Annotated in this window: 13 protein-coding genes and 1 tRNA gene; 13 read left to right on the plus strand and 1 reads right to left on the minus strand. The window is 58.1% G+C overall.

What is annotated here, in order from left to right; all coding sequences use genetic code 11:
* The first annotated feature begins 86 nt into the window (after window positions 1-86).
* From fdnG to NIZ92_RS17645, 7 genes are all read left to right on the plus strand, one after another.
* Window positions 87-3,161, plus strand: coding sequence for a formate dehydrogenase-N subunit alpha (gene fdnG / locus NIZ92_RS17615; protein ID WP_226348272.1), 3,075 nt, complete (start codon window positions 87-89; stop codon window positions 3,159-3,161).
* Window positions 3,162-3,164: 3 nt separating this feature from the next.
* Window positions 3,165-4,082 carry a formate dehydrogenase subunit beta gene (gene fdxH / locus NIZ92_RS17620; protein WP_021447214.1) on the plus strand — a complete coding sequence of 306 codons (918 nt, stop codon included), beginning with the start codon at window positions 3,165-3,167 and terminating at the stop codon, window positions 4,080-4,082.
* Window positions 4,075-4,728 (plus strand): formate dehydrogenase subunit gamma, encoded by a 654-nt coding sequence (locus NIZ92_RS17625; RefSeq protein WP_009463457.1) that lies wholly within the window; start codon window positions 4,075-4,077, stop codon window positions 4,726-4,728. Before fdxH ends, NIZ92_RS17625 begins: the two co-directional genes overlap by 8 nt.
* A gap of 77 nt (window positions 4,729-4,805) precedes the next feature.
* The gene (fdhE, locus tag NIZ92_RS17630; protein ID WP_083054831.1) at window positions 4,806-5,732 is read left to right on the plus strand and encodes a formate dehydrogenase accessory protein FdhE; all 927 of its coding nucleotides are present in this window, start codon (window positions 4,806-4,808) and stop codon (window positions 5,730-5,732) included.
* An 87-nt stretch (window positions 5,733-5,819) separates the two neighbouring features.
* Window positions 5,820-7,238, plus strand: coding sequence for an L-seryl-tRNA(Sec) selenium transferase (selA, locus tag NIZ92_RS17635; RefSeq protein WP_254003227.1), 1,419 nt, complete (start codon window positions 5,820-5,822; stop codon window positions 7,236-7,238).
* Window positions 7,235-9,154 carry a selenocysteine-specific translation elongation factor gene (gene selB, locus NIZ92_RS17640; RefSeq protein ID WP_254002360.1) on the plus strand — a complete coding sequence of 640 codons (1,920 nt, stop codon included), beginning with the start codon at window positions 7,235-7,237 and terminating at the stop codon, window positions 9,152-9,154. Before selA ends, selB begins: the two co-directional genes overlap by 4 nt.
* 87 nt (window positions 9,155-9,241) lie before the next feature.
* A tRNA-Sec gene (locus NIZ92_RS17645) sits at window positions 9,242-9,337 on the plus strand.
* 60 nt (window positions 9,338-9,397) lie between these two features.
* Here NIZ92_RS17645 and NIZ92_RS17650 read toward each other — a convergent pair.
* Window positions 9,398-10,180 carry an aldolase gene (locus NIZ92_RS17650; protein ID WP_254002361.1) on the minus strand — a complete coding sequence of 261 codons (783 nt, stop codon included), beginning with the start codon at window positions 10,178-10,180 and terminating at the stop codon, window positions 9,398-9,400.
* 276 nt (window positions 10,181-10,456) lie between these two features.
* Between NIZ92_RS17650 and NIZ92_RS17655 the strand changes: the two genes are divergently transcribed.
* The 6 genes from NIZ92_RS17655 (at window position 10,457) to nosZ (ending at window position 20,608) form a co-directional block, all read left to right on the plus strand.
* Window positions 10,457-12,715, plus strand: a complete 2,259-nt coding sequence (locus NIZ92_RS17655; RefSeq protein WP_254002362.1) for a FepA family TonB-dependent siderophore receptor — start codon at window positions 10,457-10,459, stop codon at window positions 12,713-12,715.
* Between the two features lie 206 nt (window positions 12,716-12,921).
* Complete coding sequence (locus NIZ92_RS17660; protein WP_254002363.1) at window positions 12,922-14,010, plus strand: hypothetical protein; 1,089 nt, start codon at window positions 12,922-12,924, stop codon at window positions 14,008-14,010.
* Window positions 14,011-14,079: 69 nt separating this feature from the next.
* Window positions 14,080-15,114: a selenide, water dikinase SelD gene (gene selD, locus NIZ92_RS17665; RefSeq protein ID WP_035270166.1), complete on the plus strand. Its 1,035-nt coding sequence runs from the start codon at window positions 14,080-14,082 to the stop codon at window positions 15,112-15,114.
* Complete coding sequence (gene mnmH / locus NIZ92_RS17670; protein ID WP_254002364.1) at window positions 15,114-16,208, plus strand: tRNA 2-selenouridine(34) synthase MnmH; 1,095 nt, start codon at window positions 15,114-15,116, stop codon at window positions 16,206-16,208. The genes selD and mnmH overlap by 1 nt, the downstream gene beginning before the upstream one ends.
* Before the next feature lie 171 nt (window positions 16,209-16,379).
* A complete protein-coding gene (locus NIZ92_RS17675; protein ID WP_254002365.1) occupies window positions 16,380-18,641 on the plus strand; it encodes a NosR/NirI family protein in 2,262 nt (753 codons plus the stop codon).
* A 62-nt stretch (window positions 18,642-18,703) separates the two neighbouring features.
* Window positions 18,704-20,608, plus strand: coding sequence for a TAT-dependent nitrous-oxide reductase (gene nosZ / locus NIZ92_RS17680; protein WP_021447219.1), 1,905 nt, complete (start codon window positions 18,704-18,706; stop codon window positions 20,606-20,608).
* Window positions 20,609-20,611 lie beyond the last annotated feature (3 nt).

The following is a 20,611-nucleotide window of genomic DNA, read 5'->3' on the forward strand; positions in this document are numbered from 1 at the left end:
GTTCAACTATAAAACAGGGGCAGAGCTCACAAGGCGCCTCCCCTGACGATTTCAAACACGAAAACACAATCCTATTGGAGAGCCGCATGGTGAACATGAATCGGCGTCAGTTCTTCAAAGTGACGGGGGCCTCGCTGGCCAGTTCCAGCATGGTCTTGCTGGGCGCTGCGCCCACCCCCGCCATGGCGGAAGTCAGGCAGTACAAACTGACCCGCATGACAGAGACGCGCAATACCTGTCCTTACTGTTCCGTAGCCTGTGGGGTGCTGCTGTACTCCCGTGGTGACGGCGCCATGAATGCCGAGCCCAGCGTGGTTCACATTGAAGGCGATGCCGACCACCCCGTGAACCGCGGCACACTCTGTCCCAAGGGCGCAGGCTTGGTGGATTTCATCAAGAGCCCCAACCGACTCAAATACCCTGAATACCGTGCCGCTGGCTCGGACAAGTGGGAACGCATCTCCTGGGAAGACGCTTTCACGCGTATTGCCAAGCTGATGAAAGAAGACCGCGACGCCAACTTCCAGACCACCGCTGAAGACGGCACCGTCGTCAACCGTTGGCTGACCACCGGCATGCTGGCTGCTTCGGCAAGTAGTAACGAAGTGGGCTATGTCACCCATAAAGTCATCCGCAGCATGGGTGTACTGGCGTTCGATAACCAAGCACGTGTCTGACACGGCCCGACGGTGGCAGGTCTTGCCCCGACGTTTGGCCGTGGAGCGATGACGAACCATTGGGTCGACATCAAGAACGCGGATATTGTGCTGATTATGGGCGGCAACGCAGCCGAGGCGCACCCCTGTGGTTTCAAATGGGTGACCGAGGCCAAAGCACACAACAATGCAAAACTGATCGTTGTGGATCCACGCTTTACGCGTTCGGCATCCGTAGCGGACTTTTACGCGCCTATACGTACCGGTAGTGACATCACCTTCCTGGGTGGCGTCATCAAATACCTGCTGGACAACGACAAGATCCAGCACGAATACGTGCGCAACTACACCGATATGCCCTTTATCGTGCGCGAAGACTTTGACTTCGAGCAGGGGCTGTATTCGGGCTACAACGAAGAAAAACGCAGCTACGACAAGTCCTCCTGGGACTACGAGCTGGGCGAGGACGGCTACGTCAAGACGGACCCCACCTTGCAACACCCACGCTCGGTCTACCAACTGCTGCGCAAGCACTACGAGCGCTACACGCCCGAGATGGTGGAACGCGTCTGTGGCACGCCCAAGGACAAGTTCCTGAAAGTCTGTGAAATGCTGGCCTCGACCGCTGAACCGGGTCGCGCGGGCACCATCCTGTATGCGCTGGGCTGGACGCAACACAGTATTGGTTCGCAGATCATCCGTACCGGCGCCATGGTCCAGCTGCTGCTGGGCAATATTGGTATTGCCGGCGGTGGCATGAACGCGCTGCGCGGACACTCCAACATTCAGGGTCTGACTGACCTGGGTTTGATGTCCAACCTGCTGCCCGGCTATCTGACTTTGCCCAACCAGGCCGAGAAAGAGTTTGACGGCTACATCGGCGCACGTGCCCAACAGCCGCTACGCCCCAACCAGCTAAGCTACTGGCGCAACTACAAGAAGTTCCACGTCAGCCTGATGAAAGCCTGGTTTGGTGATGCCGCCCAGGCCGAGAACAACTGGGCCTACGACTATCTGCCCAAGCTGGACAAGCTCTACGACATGCTGCAAGTGTTCGAGCTGATGGACGAAGGCAAGATGACGGGCTACATCTGTCAGGGCTTTAACCCCCTGGCGGCGGCACCGTACAAGGCCAAGCTGCTGCGTGGTTTCTCCAAGCTCAAGTACATGGTCATCATGGACCCGCTGGTTACGGAAACGTCAGAGTTCTGGAAGAACTATGGCGAGCACAATGATGTCGATTCCGCTTCCATCCAGACCGAAGTCTTCCGTCTGCCCACCACCTGTTTCGCCGAGGAAGAAGGCGCACTGGTGAACTCGGGTCGCTGGTTGCAATGGCACTGGAAGGCCGCCAACCCTCCGGGCGAGGCCAAGAGCGACATTGAGATCATGAGTACGCTGTTCACGCGTATTCGCTCGCTGTACCAGAAAGAAGGCGGTGCCTTCCCTGATCCGATCCTGAACCTGTCCTGGCCCTACTCCAACCCGGATGATCCAACCGCCGCTGAACTGGCCAAGGAATACTCGGGCCGCGCACTGGTGGATCTGCATGATCCCAAGGATCCGACGAAGATCACGCGTAAGGCAGGCGAGCAGCTGGATGGCTTTGCCGAATTGCGCGACGACGGCACCACGCTAAGCGGTTGCTGGATCTATGCCGGTGCCTGGACGCAGCAAGGCAACCTGATGGCTCGCCGCGACAATAGCGATCCAACCGGAATCGGCCAGACGCTGAACTGGGCCTGGGCCTGGCCAGCAAACCGCCGCGTGCTCTACAACCGTGCATCCTGTGACCTGACCGGCAAACCCTTTGACCCACGCCGCAGCCTGGTTCACTGGGATGGCAAACGCTGGGGTGGTGCGGATGTCCCTGACTACAAGGCCGATGAAAATCCGGTTGATGGCATGGGCCCGTTCATCATGAACCCCGAAGGTGTCGCCCGCTTCTTTGCCCGTAAAGGCATGGCAGAAGGCCCCTTCCCCGAGCACTACGAGCCTTTTGAAAGCCCTCTGAGCTACAACCCGCTCAGTCCTGACGAGCCACGTGCCATGACCAACCCGGCGGCCCGTATCTTCAAGGACGACCTGGCGGCCATGGGTACGGTAGACAAGTTCCCCTATGTGGGCACCACCTACCGCCTGACCGAGCACTTCCACTACTGGACCAAGCACGTGAAGCTGAACGCCATCGTGCAGCCCGAACAGTTTGTGGAAATTGGCGAGGAGCTGGCCAAGGAAGTGGGCATTGTGCAAGGTGACCGCGTCAAGGTGTCCTCCAACCGTGGCTATATCAAGGCCGTGGCGGTGGTGACCAAGCGCATCAAGGCCCTGAACGTGGATGGCAAGGTTGTCCACCAAGTGGGTATCCCGCTGCACTGGGGATTTGTGGGTCTGGCCCGACCTGGTTTCCTGATCAATGCGCTGACCCCGCCGGTAGGCGATGGCAACTCGCAAACGCCAGAGACCAAGGCCTTCCTGGTTCAACTTGAAAAGGTTAAGGAGTAAGCCATGGCCTTGCAATCACTTGATATCAAACGGCGCTCCGCAACCACCACCCCATCGCCCAGCGTGCGCGAGCCCGTGGGCGGGGAAGTGGCCAAGCTGATCGACACCAGTAAGTGCATTGGCTGTAAGGCCTGTCAGGTCGCCTGCATGGAATGGAACGATACGCGCGACGAAATCGGTCACAACGTCGGGGTGTATGACAACCCGGCCGACCTGACCGACAAGTCCTGGACCATCATGCGTTTTGCGGAGTATGAAAACCCCGCTGGCGATCTGGAATGGCTGATTCGCAAAGACGGCTGCATGCACTGCGAGGATCCGGGCTGCCTGAAGGCCTGTCCCTCGCCAGGCGCCATCGTGCAGTACACCAACGGCATTGTGGATTTCCACGAGGAAAACTGCATTGGCTGCGGCTACTGCGTTACCGGCTGTCCTTTCGATGTGCCTCGCATTTCGGAAAAGGACAAGAAAGCCTACAAGTGCACCTTGTGTTCGGACCGTGTGGCGGTCGGACAGGAACCGGCCTGTGCCAAGACCTGTCCTACCGGCGCGATTGTGTTCGGTACCAAAGAAGACATGCAGCACCACGCTGCAGAGCGTATCGAAGACCTGAAATCGCGCGGCTTTGAAAACGCAGGTTTGTACGACCCGGCTGGAGTGGGTGGCACCCACGTCATGTACGTGCTGCATCACGCCGACAAGCCCGAGCTGTACAGCGATCTGCCCAAGGACCCGCAAATCAGTCCGATGGTCTCGCTCTGGAAGGGAGTGGCCAAGCCGCTGGGGGTTGCTGCCATGGCGCTGACCGCCCTGATTGGTTTCTTCCACTACATCCGAACCGGTCCTAACGAGACCGACGAGGAAGACGAGCGCCGCGCCGACGAGGACGCACGCAAGATCCAGGAGGCTCACCATGACTGATCACAACCGCAAGGGCTTGATTCAGCGCTACACCACCAGTCAGCGCATTAATCACTGGATCATTGCCATGAGCTTTGTGCTCCTGGCCTTGTCCGGGCTGGCGCTGTTTCATCCGTCAATGTTCTGGCTGACCAACCTGTTTGGCGGCGGTCCGTGGACACGCATTCTGCACCCGTTCATTGGTGTGGTGATGTTTGTGTGCTTTTTCCTGTTTGCGGCCCGCATGGTACGGCACAATATGTTCTCCAAGGGTGACGCGGCCTGGCTGCGTCACTTCAAGGACGTGCTCAATGCCAAGGACGAGCGCATTCCCGAAGTAGGCCGCTATAACGCCGGGCAAAAAATCCTGTTTTTTGCTTTGGTGATCTTCATGATCGGCCTGCTGGCAACCGGTGTGGTGATGTGGCGCGAATACTTTTCCGCCTTCTTCCCCATCTGGGCTATCCGCCTGGCCTCCGTGCTGCACGCGGTCTGCGCCCTGCTGATGATTTGCGCGATTATCGTGCACATCTACGCCGGTATCTGGGTAAAAGGTTCGGTCAAAGCCATGACCCGCGGTACGGTTACCCGTGCCTGGGCCTGGAAGCACCACCGCGCCTGGTTCCGTGAAGAAATGGAAAAAGGTCCCAGCCGTCCTGCCGAATAAGCGGGGCTCTGGTACATAAGCAACCCGGCTGCCATGCACCATTTCGGGCATGGCAGCCTTGTTTTCAGGAGTCTGTCTTGCAACGCATCCTTCCGCGCGGCGAAATCGAAAGTCTGGACCACACCTCCATCCCCCGACTGCGCCTGCCTGTGCGAGCCAGCGTCTTTGCTGACCGGGCAGCACGTCTGCGCCAATTGGCTGACGGCAATCCCGTTGGTGCCTACCTGCTCTTGCTGGCACATCTGGTTGATGGACAGCACAAACAACTCAATGCCCTGCCCCCGGCCGAACTGCCCGCCGAGGTGCTGGAAACAGCACAAAGACACGGTATGCCACCCTTGCTGGCATCGGGCTGGAAACGCGATCCACAGTGGCTCAGCATTTTGAGCAGCCTGCTCAATCACATGATCAACACTTCGGACGTGCCTGCAGCCGCCCAAGAAGTCTGTCAGAGCCTGCTCAAGAAAGCCGAGTCTGACCCACAAAAACTGGAAGATCTGGCTGACGCGATTCTGGCCGAGCAATTGCCTGAGCAAGACGGTGCCGCGGCACCTTTTGTCATGGCCGCCTTGCAGGTTTACTGGACGCATCTGGCCTGCTCGCTGACCGAGGGCCAACTGTCTGTAACCAGCCCCTTTGGCGTATGCCCGTCCTGCGGCAGCCTACCTGTATCCAGCGTGGTGCGTGTGGGTGGTCGTGAAGATGGTTGCCGCTACATGTGCTGCCCGCGCTGCAGCGTGGAATGGCATCTGGTGCGTGTCACCTGCTCGCATTGCGAAAGCACCAAAAGCGTGGCGTATCACGCCATTGAAGATGGCCCGGAAGGCATCAAGGCCGAGTCCTGCGACAACTGCCATACCTACCGCAAAATCTTCTATCAGGAAAAGCAGCTGGGCATTGACCCGGTAGCGGACGACCTGGCCAGTCTGGCTTTGGACGTTCTGATGGGTGAAGAAGGCTATTCCCGCGCCAGCGGCAATCCACTTCTTTGGCACCAGTCTTAAGCTAAGATTCCCCTACGCCTTGCTGCCCCGTGCACAAGGCGTAGCTGACGGACCTTGCCCATAGACTCAAACGCCTGCCTTTGAATGATGAGCCCTACGCCTGAACTCTCCCCCGCCCACATCCCTTCCCTGGATCGCTTGCTGCGCTCGCCAGAGTTCCAGCCCTTGCTAAACCAGTTCGGTCACACACGCCTGAGTCAACGCACTCGTGCCCATTTGCAGGCACTGCGGGAGGCCGTGTTGAAGGGAGCACTAAGCCCTCAGGACCTGGAGCCCGCTCAGCTTGCCAAAGCACTGCAAGCACAACTGCAGGAAGAATCCCGCTTGCAGCTACGCCCGGTCTTTAACCTGACCGGCACCGTACTGCACACCAATCTTGGGCGTGCGATGCTGCCGGATGAAGCCATACAGGCTGTTGTCCAGGCCATGCGCTCGCCCGCCAATCTGGAATTTGATCTGGAAACCGGTGGCCGAGGCGACCGCGATGACCTGATCAACCCCTTACTCTGCGAACTGACCGGCGCTGAAGCGGCTACAGTCGTCAACAATAATGCCGCCGCCGTGCTGCTGATGCTCAGCACCCTGAGCCCCCGCCGTGAGACCGTGGTGTCACGCGGCGAGCTGGTTGAAATTGGCGGGGCCTTTCGTATTCCCGACATCATGAAGCGTGCCGGTGCTCGTCTGCATGAGGTAGGCACGACCAACCGTACCCACGCAGCTGATTACGAGAGCGCCATCAACGAACGCAGCGCCATGTTGATGAAGGTGCATTGCAGCAACTACGCCGTCAAAGGCTTCACCAAAAGCGTTTCAGTCGAAGAAGTTGCACAGATAGCCAAAAAACACGGCCTGCCCACCAGCGTGGATCTGGGCAGCGGCACCTTGGTGGACCTGAGCCAATGGGGCCTGCCGCCTGAACCCACCGTGCGCGAGACCATCGAAGCCGGTGCCGATATCGTGACCTTCAGCGGAGACAAGCTGCTGGGTGGCCCCCAGGCCGGTCTGATCGTAGGCCGTGCAGACCTGATCGCCAAGATCAAGAAAAACCCGCTCAAACGTGCTCTGCGCGTGGGCAAAATCACCTTGGCCGCACTGGAACCTGTGCTGGCCTTGTACCGTTCGCCAGAGCGCCTGCCCGAGCACCTGACCACCTTGCGTCTGCTGACTCGACCTTCGGCTGAAATGCGTGCCCAAGCACTACGTTTGGCCCCTGTCTTGCAGCAATGGGTGGGGACACAATTTGCAGTCGAACCCACTGCCATGCTAAGCCAGATCGGCAGCGGTGCGTTGCCCGAAGACGTACTGCCCAGCTTTGGACTGCGCTTTGCCTACCAAGGCACAGGCCGTCCGGGCCGCCATCTGACTCAACTGGAAAAACGCCTGCGCACTTTGCCCCAGCCCGTCATCGGGCGCATTGCGCAAGATGCCTTTTGGCTGGATTTGCGCTGCCTGGAAGATCCCTTTGAGGCCGCCTTCAGCGCACAACTGATTCCCGAGCAAGCATGATTGTTGGCACCGCAGGACATATCGATCACGGCAAAACCACCTTGATCCGCGCCTTGACCGGCGTGGATACCGATCGTCTGGACGAGGAAAAAAAGCGCGGCATCTCCATCCAGTTGGGCTATGCCTATACACCTTTGCCCGACGGACAGATCCTAGGCTTTATTGATGTGCCCGGTCACGAACGTCTGGTGCACACCATGGTCGCAGGTGCGACCGGTATTGATTTTGGCTTGCTGATCGTGGCCGCAGATGACGGCGTCATGCCACAAACCCGCGAGCATCTGGCCGTACTGCAATTGCTGGGTTTGCAGGCGGGAGCCATCGTCCTGAGCAAGGCGGATCGCGCTGATGCTGCCAGAATTGAATTCGTCAAAGCCGAGCTGCAAGCACTTGTCCAAGGAAGCTTTCTGGACAATGCCCCCATCTTCGTTGTTGATGCCCTGTCCGCTGACAAACCCGGCCTGGAAGCACTGCGCCAGCATCTGCATGCACAGGCCATGCAATCCACCAAACAGGATGGCAAAGGCTATTTCCGCCTGGCCATTGACCGCGTCTTCACCTTGCAAGGTCACGGCACCGTCGTGACCGGCACAGTGCACGATGGCGTGCTGGATCTGGATGGCCCGGCAATGGACTTGCGCCTGATGCCACGCGGTACACCCGTACGAGTGCGCAGCATTCACGCCCAGAATCAGGCATCACGCCAGGCCCGTGCCGGCCAGCGTTGTGCCCTGAACCTGGGCGGAATTGATGTACAGGATATCGAGCGTGGCGACTGGCTGGCCGACGCCCGCTGCTTCATCCCCTCCACACGTATCGACGTGGAGTTGAGCCTGCTGGACAAAGATATTCCCGCCCTACGTACCTGGTCGCCCTGGCATGTCCACATGGGGGCTGCCCACCTGACGGCCCATGCCGTGCCTTTGGATGGCGAGTCCTTGCAGCCCGGCCAGACCGGCAAGGTCCAGTTGGTCTTTGACCGCCCGATCTGCACCATGACGGGCGAGCGCTTTATTTTGCGCAATGCCCAGGCCAGCGAAACGGTCGGCGGCGGGATTGTGCTGGACCCGAATGCGCCGGACCGCAAACGACGCTCTACGACACGTCTGGCCTGGCTGGACGCCTTGGCGCAATGGACACGCGGCGGACCGTTGGAGGGCCTGCTGGCCCAAGCGCCTTACGGTCTGGACGAAGCAACGCTGCTGCGTCTGTCAGGAGGATCTCAACAAGGCTTGAGCGCCCCCGCCAATGCCCGCTGGCACACCGGATCTCGCCCACAAAGTCAGCCTATCTTGTTGAGCGATGCGCGCCTGGAAGCGCTGTGTCAGCACATAGAAAGCGTGATGCTGCAGTTTCACGAGCGCAATCCGGACGAGCCTGGCCTGTCCAACAGCCGCTTGCGACGCATGGCCGCCCCAACCATGCCCGACGCAATCTGGCAGCTCCTGACCGAATATCTGCTGGTAGAACAGCGCCTGGCCCGACAAGGAGCCTGGCTGCATACACCAGGCCACCGCGTCACTCTGAGCGCCGAAGACCAAGCTTTAGCCACCGCCCTGCTGCCCCTGATCGAGGCAGGCCGCTTCGACCCTCCATGGACACGCGATCTGGCCAAAGAAACCGAAGCCCCGGAAGACCAGACCCGCAACGTACTGCGCCGACTGGTACGCCAGGGGGAACTGTTTCAGATCGTGCATGATCTGTTCTATCACCGCCGCCAGATCGCGGTGCTAGCCAATATCGTCAAGGAGCTGCACAGCGGCCAAGGCGTCAGCGCCGCGCAGTTCCGAGACGCAACGGGACTGGGCCGCAAACGGGCCATTCAGATTCTGGAGTTCTTTGATCGCGTCGGCTATACACGACGTGTGCGTGATCGCCATGTATTACGAGGTGAAGCCTGGGCAGCGGCGGACTGAGCCCCGAGCTTCATGCGGGAACCAGAGCAGGCAAGGCCCTGATCGTTGAAGCGTCATCGGCCCTAACGTATGATAGGGCCTCTTGAAGGAAAGCATCCGTGCCCGGTGGCACGGCCGGGCTTCAAACCCGGTTGGGGGCGTCAGACGTTCCCAGGTAGGTTCGACTCCTGCTGCTTTCCGCCACCGACCTTTGGGCCAAAGCACTGCTCCAAGCTGACTCGCCCCCAAACAGCCCCCATCTTTTTACTCGAGCGCATCGACATGATGCTTCAACGCCTTGCGCACGTAATATTCAAACCCGATCTCGGACCGGCGAGGGCGCACAATCCAGTCGTGTGCCTCGCGCCCCAACTCCGGCAATATGGGTTTGATCTTTCCGGCCGACATGGCCAGCAACTGCATCCGCGCCGCACGCTCGAACTGCAAGGCCAGCACACAGGCCTCCTCAATGGAATTGGCCGCAATCAACATGCCGTGATGCGCCAGCAAAATCGCACGCTTATTACCCAATGCCTGGGAAATGATCTGCCCTTCTTCATTGCCGACAGGCACACCAGGCCAGTCCTTCAAAAAAGCACAATCCTCGTACAACGTGCAGTTATCCATATGAGATACCTCCAAAGGCACACCCAACATGGATAAAGACGCCACATGCAAGGGATGGGTATGGATGATGCAATTCACATCTGGCCGAGCCCGATACACCCAGGAGTGAAAGCGATTCGCGGGGTTAGGCATGCCCTGTCCTTCAAGAACCGTCAGATCTTCATCCACCAGCAAGATATTGGACACGCTGATTTCATCAAACCCTAGCCCTAACTGCTGGGTGAAATACGTACCTTCCTGCTCGCCCCGCGCCGTAATCTGCCCCGCCAAGCCCGAATCATGACCACCATCAAACAGGATGCGACAGGTCAGAGCCAGCTTTTCTCTAACACTACGTTTCGGAACCTGAAACTGAGCCTGCATCTGCTCCTGGGCGCGGGCGATCAAAGTGGGCTTGGAGAGGTTTAGAGTACTTGTCACAAGAATTCCTTTAAATGCGTGTGATCTTTTATCAAGCAACAGCCTCAAAACGCGCTGTCTGGGGACCACACCGACCAGGACATGGAAATGCCAAAAAACACCCATGTTTTCTTGGCAGGAAGCTAAGTGTCAATTCAGAAAAATAATTCCCCTTTGCTTTGACCGTGTTTTACACACCACAAATCCGTCAGCTTTCTCGACAGCCGTCACATTTTTAAACACAATCCTGATCGCGAACAATTCTCATTCTGTTTATCGTTTACTAGGAAAGTGATTATGAATTTATTGGCGCCTCCGGCTCGCCGCCCGATCTTTGCATTGGGCCTGCTCGCCACGGCTTTGGCAGCCAGTTTCAATGCTCAGGCACAAACTTCCAACGTCCGTGGTGGGGTCACCTCGCTGGAAGAAATTCGTGTCTTGCCTTCGGCAGAAGAAGCCGTCAAACAGGCTCCTGGCGTGTCCACAATTACTGCCAAGGATATTGAAAAACGCCCTCCCGCCAACGACCTGTCCGAACTGATCCGCACCATGCCCGGCGTGAACCTGACCGGTAACAGCCCATCCGGTTCCTACGGCAATAGCCGCCAGATCGACTTGCGCGGCATGGGCCCTGAAAACACCCTGATCCTGATTGACGGCAAACCTGTTAGCTCGCGCGACTCCATTCGCATGGGGCGCGACGGTGAACGTAATACCCGTGGTGACAGCAACTGGGTGCCCGTCAACGCCATCGAACGCATTGAAGTGCTGCGTGGCCCGGCTGCTGCTCGCTATGGCTCTGGTGCTGCCGGTGGTGTCGTGAACATCATCACAAAAGCGCCTACCGATACCTTCTCCGGCTCGGTAACCGCCTACGGTCTGATTCCTGAGGACAGCGACTACGGCTCGACACGCCGTACCGGCTTTAACTTGTCCGGTCCCATTGCCGACAAGCTGTCTTTCCGCGTCTACGGCAATATCGCCAAGACAGATGCCGACAAACCCGCGTTGAACGCCCAGGCTTCCGGCATGGAGGTGAACGAAACCACCGTGCCACCAGCGGGCCGCGAGGGGGTACGCAATAAAGACGTTAACGGCTTGCTGCGCCTGGATATCAACCGGGACCACCGTCTGGAGCTGGAAGGCTCATTCAGCCGCCAAGGCAATATCTACTCAGGAGAGCGTCTGTTTAGCCGCAGCACGCAAACCATTGCATCACTTGCCGAAGATGGGGCTGAAACGAACATCATGTATCGTCGCGCCGGCTCGCTCAGCCACTATGGTGACTACGGCCAGGGCCGCCGCTCCCGCCTGACCTTTGCATATGAAGGCACGACCAACTCACGTTTGAATGAGGGCCTGGCCGGTGCCGTTGAGGGCAGCATCTCCAACCCCGGTGCTGGCTCGGTTTCCGAGCTGCGTTCCCTGAACATCTCAGGCGAATACAACACACCCCTGCAGATCGCTAGCAAGCACGTCTTGATGACGGTCGGGTTCGAGCACCGCGATCAAAGCCTGGATGATGACTACGCCACTCGCTCTGGCCAAACCATCAACAAAAACACGGATTCCAAAAGCAAGGCCCGTACAACAGCCGCCTATGTGGAAGGCAATATCGAGCTGACCGACGCCTTGACCGTGACACCAGGAGTGCGGTTCGACCATCACAGCAAGTTCGGTGACAACTGGAGCCCCAGCCTGAACGCCTCCTACTTCATCACCGACAGCATCACTCTGAAAGGCGGTATCGCCCGCGCTTTCAAAGCACCTAACCTGTATCAATCCAACCCCAACTACCTGTATCAGACACGCGGCAACGGTTGCCCGTACGACCCGGTAACTGGTCAACGCGTAAGCGGTCCTTGCTACATCTTCGGTAACGACAATCTGTCGCCCGAACGCAGTATCAACAAGGAAATCGGTCTGGCCTACGACAACGCAGGCTGGGCAGCAGGTCTGACTTACTTCCAGAACGACTACAGCAACAAGATTGTGGCCGATATGGGCGACCAGACCATTCCAGATGCGGTGTACATTGGCGGCTCCCTGGTCCGCCCATTCCAGTGGGTCAACTCCGGCAAGGCCGTGATCCGCGGTCTGGAAGGCAACCTGACTATCCCGATCCTGGGCGAGAACGGCGAAACACTGAGCCTGAGCAACAACCTGACTTACATGATCACCAACAAGTCCAAGGAAACCAATCAGCCGTTGACCGTCATTCCACGCTACACATTGAACAGCACACTGGATTGGCGCGTGAACGACAGACTGTCCATGCTGGCTACCGCCACGCTGTATGGCAAGCAAAAGCCACGCTCGCACAACCTGTCCAACAACTCGGAAGTGAAAGGCGATGGTCTGCGTGAACGTGGCTCGTATGCCATCTTCGGTTTGAGCGGCGCTTACCAGGTGACCAAGTCCACCAATATCCGTCTGGGCGTCAACAACCTGTTCGACAAGCGCTTGTACCGTGAAGACTCGGGTAGCGGCCAAGGTGCCAACACCTATAACGAACCTGGTCGCCAATACTACGCAACGTTGACTGCCAGCTTCTAATACTCCACGCTTTACTTCGGACTCCAGCAGGAGTCCGGATGCTTGATCGCTATGCCCGCCCGTGCTGCCCCGCCTGGAGCAGCACGGGCGGTATCTTATCCCACCTCAATCCAAGAGAGCCCTCCCGACCTCACTCCAACAGCGCTAGACTAAAGCCTGGTTAGCCAGCTTTCTGGCTACAGAATCACCACATTCGGGAGCTGATCTTGTCGTCCACCGAGTCTGATCTCGCGATCTACGCCGGGCCTCGTGCTTATCGTCATATTCAAAGCAATGGTTTGCATGCCAAGGACATCAGCACGCTGATTGGCAGCGCGGGTGGGCCCAAGGCTTTGGCGCTAACCGGGCTGGATCAGTATTTGTTTGGCGACTGGCTCAACACACATGATGAGCCGCTATGGCTATTTGGCAGTTCCATCGCTTCCTGGCGCTTTGCCTGTGCGGCCCAGAGCGATCCGCACAAAGCCTTTGCGGACTTTGCGCAGCTTTATATACACAGCCCCTTTCTGCCCAAATCCACGGTAGCGGACATTACCCGGTCGACCCAGACCATGCTGAAAACCTTGCTGGGGGACGCCGACTCACAGGCTGCGATTCTGAACCATCCACGCTATCGCTTCGCCATTACCGTGGCACGCAGCAAGGGCTGGGCGGGTTCCCGCAATCCCAAACAGCTTGGCGCAGCCCTGCTCAGCTGCATGGTCGGCAATTATGTGCACCCTGCTATCCCGCACTGGTTCTTTGAGCGGGTCATCGTGCACGACACTCGTAGCCCCCTGCCCATTCACGGCAGACATCAAGACCTGGCTCTCTACGCCGCACTGGATCAGCACAATTTGTTCGAGACCCTGGCCGCCAGCACCGCTATTCCACTCGTGATTGACGGTGTGAATGCCGCCCATAACTGGCCTGCCGGTCTATACCGGGATGGAGGCCTAGTCGACTACAACTTCTGCGCTCTGGATCTGGATAGCCCAGGCTTGACCTTGTTTCCGCATTTCACTCAAAAGATCAGCGCCAGCTGGTTCGACAAATACCTGCCCCGTTGGCAAAAGGCTCGCCGCCGTCACAGCCTGGACGATCTGATTTTGCTGTGCCCGACCGAACGTTTCTATCGGCGTCTAAAAGACCGCAAAATCCCCGATCGTTCCGACTACAAGCGTCTGCCCGACGCAGACCGGCGTATTGCCTGGCAAAACTCCGTCGAACAAAGCCAGCGACTGGGCGAGCAATTTGCACAGTGGGTGGCCGCTGAGCAGTTGCCCCAGCGTGTTAGGCCTCTGCCCTTTCCCTAGCAAAAGCCTGCAAGGCATAGGGGCAATTTAGTATCATTTCATCTTCAACCTCTTTCTTGGTACGCGCTCATGGATACTCCCATTCGTCTGACCCAATACAGTCATGGAGCCGGTTGCGGCTGCAAGATTTCCCCCAAAGTATTGGACATTATCCTGGCGGGAAGCGGAGCCCAGAACGTGGACCCGAACCTGTGGGTAGGCAATACATCACGTGATGATGCGGCTGTGTACGGTTTGAATGAGGAAACAGGCGTCGTTTCGACCACCGACTTTTTCATGCCCATCGTGGACGATCCGTATGACTTTGGGCGCATTGCTGCGACCAACGCCATCAGCGATATCTACGCCATGGGTGGTAAACCGATCATGGCCATCGCCATTTTGGGCTGGCCCATCAATGTCCTGTCCCCTGAAGTTGCCCGCGAGGTCGTGCGTGGTGGGCGTGCGGCTTGCGATGCCGCTGGCATCACCCTGGCCGGTGGTCACTCCATTGATGCCCCCGAGCCTATTTTTGGTCTGGCTGTAACTGGCGTAGTTGATAAAGGCCAGTTAAAACGCAACGACACCGCAACCGAAGGCTGCCAGCTCTATCTGACCAAGCCTTTGGGTATTGGCGTGCTGACCACGGCCGAGAAAAAAGCCAAGCTTCGTCCTGAAGATCAAAACCTGGCCCGCGACTGGATGTGCACGCTCAACAAGCCCGGCAGCCGCTTTGCACAACTGCCCGGTGTTAAAGCCATGACCGATGTGACTGGCTTTGGTCTGCTGGGCCACCTGATCGAAATGGCAGATGGCAGCGGCCTGACCGCCCGTCTGAATCTGGACCGTGTGCCCCTGTTGCCCGGCATTGAATACTACCTGCAAGAAGGCTGTGTGCCCGGCGGCACGCAACGCAACTTCGACAGCTACGGCCATCGCATCGCTCCTATCAGCCAGGATCAGATCAACATTCTGTGCGACCCACAAACCAGCGGCGGTTTGCTGATCGCCGTAGAGCCTGCTGCCACTGCCGAGTTTCTGGCAACAGCACAAGAACTTGGCCTGACCCTGGAAGCCATCGGGGAATTCATCCCCGCCAAAACCCACGCCGTCGAAATCGCTTGATGCGTCCTGATACCCACCACTACCGCGAGCTGTTCCTGAACGATGTGCCTTTGATGGACGCTCGCGCTCCCATCGAATTCAGTAAAGGCGCCTTTCCCGGCGCATTGAACCTGCCACTGATGAACGACGAGGAGCGTCACCTGGTGGGGATCTGCTACAAGCAACATGGCCAGGATGCCGCCATTGCCTTGGGTAACAAGCTGGTCAGTGGCCAGCTCAAGCAAGCTCGCCTGCAGGCCTGGGCACAATTTACGCAAGACCATCCCGACGGCTACCTGTATTGCTTTCGAGGTGGCCTGCGCAGCCAGATCACACAAACCTGGCTGCGCGAAGAGGCAGGCATTCCCTATCCCCGCGTAGTGGGCGGCTACAAGGCTATGCGGGGCTTTTTGCTGAATAATCTGGAACAAACCGTCGGCAACGCCCGTTTTCAGGTTCTGGGCGGCATGACGGGTACTGGCAAAACCGATGTCCTGCAGCAGCTTGATAACAGTCTGGACCTGGAAGGCTACGCACATCATCGTGGTTCCAGCTTTGGCAAACACGCCACCAGCCAACCCAGCCAGATCGACTTCGAGCACAGGCTATCGATCGCCATGCTCAAAAAAACGGCCCAAGGGCACCAGCGCTTCGTCCTGGAAGATGAAAGCCAAACCATAGGCCGTTGCAGCCTACCACTGGGCCTGTACCGGGGGATGCAGCAGTGGTCCATCATCTGGCTGGAAGATAGCCTGGAAAACCGCATTACGCGCATCGTGCGCGATTACGTCCAGAACCTGCACGCGGAATACACAGCCCAATACGAGCCGCAAACAGGCTTTGCGCTCTTTGCCGAACAACTGCGTCAAAGCCTGGCCCGCATTACCAAGCGCCTGGGCCATCAACGCTACCAGCAACTAGCCACCATCATGGACGAGGCCTTGCAGGAGCAGGAGCGCAGCGGCGCGCTGGAGGGTCACCGGGACTGGATCGGTGGTTTGCTGACGCAATACTACGACCCCATGTACGCCTATCAACGCGAACAAAAAGCGGAACGGATCATTTTTCAGGGTGATGCCGACGCGGTCCTGAATTATTTGCGTCAACAAGACTGAACCTCATCTAAAGCCCGGCCAGCACAGCCTGCCATCATTCCTCACAGATCAAGGACAGACTGACGCCGACCCACATCCACTCTTGTCAGAATCTGTCCTTGCTCTGACACAAAGAGTAAACAAAGGGTAACCCCTACCATCTCGCAAGAATCTTGTTGCAGGTGGTAAGAAATGACGTCCCTCAATCGCGTTGCCCGGCATGTTCAGTTCCGTATTATCTGGCTCCTGCTTTTGGTACTGGCAGCCTGTCTGAGCAGTCCTCCGGCACACTCCAGTTCACGCATTGCCCATTTCTTGCCGGACATTGCCCTTAACGAGATCTTTCCCACCGCCACCCACACCAGCGAGCCCGCAGGCACCTTGCCTGTTGCCAAGGTCTTTAAGGATCAGGAACAGCTAGGGTATGTGTATGTGACGACCGACATCGTCAACACCCGTGGTTACTCCAGCTTCCCCATCGACACCCTGGTCGCCATGAGCATGGATGGCAGCATCGTCGCTGCCAAGCTGCTGGAACACCATGAACCCATTGTCTTGATCGGCATCCCCGAATCGCGGGTAGAAGCCTTCATTCAAGGCTATGTGGGCCAGAATTACATCAAGAACCGTCCCAAACCCGGCGCACCACCACCTGTCGACATTATCAGTGGCGCCACCGTTACCTTGATGGTGGTCGGTGACAGCATCATGCGCTCTTCCCAACTGGTGGCCCGGCAAGAAGGCATAGGCCAGCCTGCCGCCCCCGCCACAGCACCGGCGGCAGTCAAACGCAGCATAGACAGCAGCAATCAAACCATTGCAAGCTGGGATGAATTGCTCCAAAGCGGTGCTATCCAACGCCTGCACGTCAGTGTGGCCGACATCAACCAGGCTTTCATCGACAGTGGTCGCACGGAAGCCGCCGCCCATCCGCAGGAAGGCGACCCACAAGACACTTTTATTGATCTGTACGCCGCCCTGGTCAGCGTGCCCAGCATTGGAAAAAGCTTGCTGGGCGAATCTGACTACACATACCTGCAGCAAGAACTGAAACCCGGTCAGCAAGCCATGCTGGTCGTCGGGAACGGGTTGTACTCCTTCAAAGGGTCAGGCTATGTACGCGGCGGGATTTTTGACCGTATCGAGATCGTCCAGGATCTGGACAGCTTTCACTTCACCGATCTGGACCACCAGCGTCTGCCCGGCGTGAAAGCTGCCAATGCCCCTGACTTCAAAGAAGCCGCCCTGTTCAAAATTCCGGCTACTGCTACCTTTGATCCGGTCCAGCCCTGGCGGCTCCAACTGCTGGTCCAGCGTGTGCTGAGCGTCAAGGACAAAGCCTTTGTCACGCTGAATCTGAATTACCAGCTTCCTGATTCCTATTTGACCGCGCCCCCTCCAGCAGCCGTTGCAGCGGCCCCTGATGCCGCAGAGCACGATGATCCGGAAGCCGCAAGCGAGCCTTTGTACAAGCAAATCTGGGCGGGCAAAAAAATACAGATTGCCGTACTGCTGCTGTCCTTGCTGACCTTGGGTGGAGTCTTTTTCTTCCAGGACACGCTGACCAAGCACGAAGTCTTTTACCAACGCTTTCGCATCGGCTTTCTGCTGTTCTCCCTGGTCTGGATCGGTTGGTACGCCTCGGCTCAGTTGTCCGTGGTGAACGTGCTGACCTTCTCGCACGCCTTGCGCACCGATTTCCGCTGGGAATACTTCCTGATGGATCCGCTGGTCTTCATTCTGTGGATCGCCACCGCCATTTCCCTGATCTTCTGGAACCGGGGTGCCTTCTGTGGCTGGCTCTGTCCCTTTGGGGCGCTGCAAGAGCTGGCCAACAAGCTGGCCCGCTTCCTGCGCATTCCGCAAATCAAGGTGGCCTATAGCGCCCATAAGCGCCTGGTGTCCATCAAGTACGTGATCTTCATTCTGCTGTTTGGCTTTGCCCTGTACGACATGGCCGTGGCAGAAAAGATGGCCGAAGTCGAACCCTTCAAGACCGCCATCATCCTGAAATTCATCCGCGACTGGCCCTTCACCATCTTTGCCGTGTTGCTGCTGATTGCCAGCCTGTTCATCGAGCGCTTTTACTGCCGCTACCTCTGTGCCTTGGGCGCTGCCCTGGCCATTCCCGCCCGCTTGCGCATCTTTGACTGGCTGCGTCGCTACCCCATGTGTGGCAACCCCTGTCAGCGCTGTGCAACCGACTGCCCCGTCCAAGCCATCGAGCCAGAAGGCCCGATCAACCCCAACGAGTGCATCCAGTGCCTGAACTGCCAGATGCTGTATCACCACGAGAAAAAATGCCCGCACCTGATTCAAAAGATCGCCAAGCGCAAGCGAGATAAACCGGCCCCCGTCGCCGTTGCCAGCTCGCTGCAAGACGATGCTGCTGCCCGCCCTACCGTGCGTCCACGCAGCGTAGACAGTACCGATTCCACGCCAGCCACGCCGTGAGACGGCTGGGCGCGCCCCAGCGCCAAGTCGGTCACGTCATCACACAAAAGGAAGATCACACCATGTCCGAGAACACACAGGATAAACACGGCTTGAGTCGCCGCGCCTTTCTGGGCACCGCCGCCTTGTCAGGTGCCGCAGTCGTCAGCGCCACCCATATTGGCAATGCCCTGGCCGATACGAAAAAAGCACCGGACGGGCAAAACGCCCATATCGAGCCGGGCGAGCTGGACCAGTACTACGCCTTCAACTCCGGCGGTCAGTCCGGCGAGATCCGCATCATGGGTCTACCCTCCATGCGCGAGCTGATGCGCATCCCGATCTTCAATATTTGCAGTGCCACCGGCTGGGGGATTACCAACGAAAGCCGCCAGATCATGCGCGCCAACCTGACGCCTGAAACCCTGGCCTTTGCTGACTCCTTGGGCGGCATCCTGCCTAACGGCGATGCTCACCACCCCCATATGTCCTTTACCGACGGGACTTACGACGGGCGCTTCATCTACATCAACGACAAGGCCAATAACCGCGTGGCTCGCGTGCGTTGCGATGTCATGAAGTGCGACAAGATCATCGAGATCCCCAATGCCGACGGCATCCACGGCCTGCGCCCCCAACGTTACCCCCGCACCGGCTATGTGTTCTGCAACGGCGAACACATCGTTCCCCTGCCCAATAACGGCACCATCTTCGGCAACCCCAAAGAGAACTACTTCTCTGTCTTTACCGCCATTGATGGCGACACCATGGAAATCGCCTGGCAGGTGATCGTGGATGGCAACCTGGACAACTGCGACGCCGACTACCAGGGCAAGTACGCCTTCTCCACCTGCTACAACTCCGAAAAGGGGCTGGACGTCGGCGAGATGAGCGCCAACGAGCAGGACTGGGCCGTGGTGTTCAACTTGAAGGCCATTGAAGACGGCGTCAAGAAAGGCGACTTCAAAGAGATGCAGGGCGTCAAAGTGCTGGATGGCCGCAAAGGTTCGCGCTATACCCGCTACATTCCTGTGCCCAACTCCCCGCACGGTTGCAATGCCAGCCCCGATGGCATCCACGTGGTGTTTAACGGCAAGCTCTCGCCCACCGTCACCATGATTGACGTGCGCCGCCTGGACGACTTATTCGCCGACAAAATCAAACCGCGCGACTGCGTAGTGGCAGAGCCTCAACTGGGTCTTGGCCCACTGCACACGGCCTATGACGGCCGCGGCAATGCCTACACCACGCTGTTTATCGACAGCCAGATCGTGAAGTGGAATATGGCCAAAGCCATTGAGGCTTACCAGGGCAAGGACGTAGACCCCATCATCCAGAAACTGGACGTGCACTACCAGCCCGGCCACAACCACACCACCATGGGCGAGACCAAAGAGGCCGATGGTAAATGGCTGGTCTCGCTGAACAAGTTCTCCAAAGACCGTTTCCTGAACGTAGGCCCGCTCAAACCAGAAAACGATCAACTGATCGACATTTCGGGCGACGTCATGAAGCTGGTTCACGATGGCCCAAGCTTTGCCGAACCACACGACATGCTGCTGGTTGCTGCTGACAAAGTGCGCCCCAAGCGCGTCTGGACTCGTGACGACCCATGGTGGGACGGCGCACGGAAAATGGCTGAAAAAGACGGCGTCACCCTGGAGGGTGCGTCCAAAGTCATTCGGGATGGCAACAAGGTGCGGGTCTACATGACCGCCGTGGCACCCGTGTTCTCCGTGCCCAGCTTTGAGGTCAACCAGGGCGATGAGGTCACTGTCGTCGTCACCAATATGGAGATGATCGAGGACTTGACCCACGGCTTTACCTTGTCCGGCTACGGCGTGGCCATGGAAATTGGTCCGCAGCAAACCAGCTCGGTCACCTTCACGGCTTCGCGCCCCGGTGTGCATTGGTACTACTGCCAGTGGTTCTGCCACGCCTTGCACATGGAAATGTCCGGTCAGATGAACGTGAAACCCAAAGCCTGACGG

Origin of the sequence: Alcaligenes sp. 1735tsa3, assembly GCF_024134565.1 — a bacterium.
GTDB lineage: Bacteria > Pseudomonadota > Gammaproteobacteria > Burkholderiales > Burkholderiaceae_B > Alcaligenes > Alcaligenes phenolicus.